Source organism: Bradyrhizobium sp. P5_C11_2 (genome assembly GCF_054049755.1).
Genome location: NZ_JBFULT010001045.1, coordinates 1 through 1,235, shown reverse-complemented (window position 1 = coordinate 1,235; position 1,235 = coordinate 1). Strand labels below are relative to the sequence as shown.

1 protein-coding gene is annotated in these 1,235 nt (G+C 55.5%); it reads right to left on the bottom strand.

Features of this window, described 5'->3' with window-relative positions:
* Positions 1 to 78 precede the first annotated feature (78 nt).
* A partial coding sequence (locus ACXJL8_RS41525) for an undecaprenyl-phosphate glucose phosphotransferase (RefSeq protein ID WP_456687088.1) occupies positions 79 to 1,235 on the bottom strand: 1,157 nt, incomplete at its 5' end.

Genomic DNA, 1,235 nt, shown 5'->3' with positions numbered 1-1,235 from the left:
TTCTTGGACGATTCCGCAGCGGCTACCCAGCTAAATCGAAGGGCGATCAGTAGAAGGTGTGCAGCAGACGGAAAGGCGTCAATAGGCATTCCAATACACCTTTCTTGAAAGAAAGGTCATGACTATGATTTTGAGATCGAGAAGGAGCGACCAGTTGTCGATATAGTATAGATCGTGCTCCACACGCCGCTGCATCTTCTCGAGGGTATCGGTGTCGCCGCGGTGACCGTTGACCTGAGCCCAACCGGTAATGCCTGGCTTGACGTTGTGGCGACGGGAAAACGACGAAATAAGCTCAGCGAACACCTCGTTTTGCGAGGTCGCGTGTGGACGGGGCCCGACGAGCGACATGTCGCCGGCCAGGACATTGAACAACTGCGGAAGCTCATCGATATTAGTACGGCGCAAGAAGTGTCCCAGACGAGTCACTCGTGGATCGTGCCTGACGACAGGTTTGAAGTTGTCGCCATCCTCCATCACTGTCATCGTTCGGAATTTCAGGACGCGAATGCGCTCGTTATTGTAGCCGTGCCGTGTCTGGCGGAATAGCACCGGCCCGCGAGAGTCTAGCTTGATTGCGAGCGGAACGATGACGAAAAGGGGGCTAGCCACAATAAGGCCAGCGATTGCAGCGGCAATGTCGAATGCTCGCTTGATTGCTCGGTTGAAAGGAGTGAGGGGGCATTGGAAGATCCGCATTGTCACGATGTTGCCGAACTGCGTGATCCGCGACACCGCCATGAGATCAATAGATCCAACAGGGACGACGTGAACGTCAACTGGCAGGTCCGATAGGGCGCTGGCAAGCGCGAGAGCAGTCGGAACATCGGGCTCCGAGGTCAAAATGACAATGTCATCTGCGCGGAGGGGCCGGCAATTTGCGACTAGTTGGCGGGTATCAGGTAGCACTTCGACCGCGCCGGGACGGGCCACGACTGAGGTGTCGGTGCGAGCCGTCGGAAAGTCGAACGAACGGATGGTTCGGATTCCGGTGGCGACTGCTCGAGCGGAAAATTGGGAGCAATGACTCGGCCCCCCTATGAGTATGATGCGCCTGGCGTCGATCAACCCTGATGCAATGGCAGGCTGAAGTAGTGAGAACCATATTGCCCGTGTGCAAAGCACCGTAAAGAGGACACTCACTGACTGTGCGATAATAGTCGCGCGCGAGTAGCCTTCTGAGATTTTCAGAAGGAATATCGTCGAGATGAAGAAGGAGAATACGAAGAAGACGC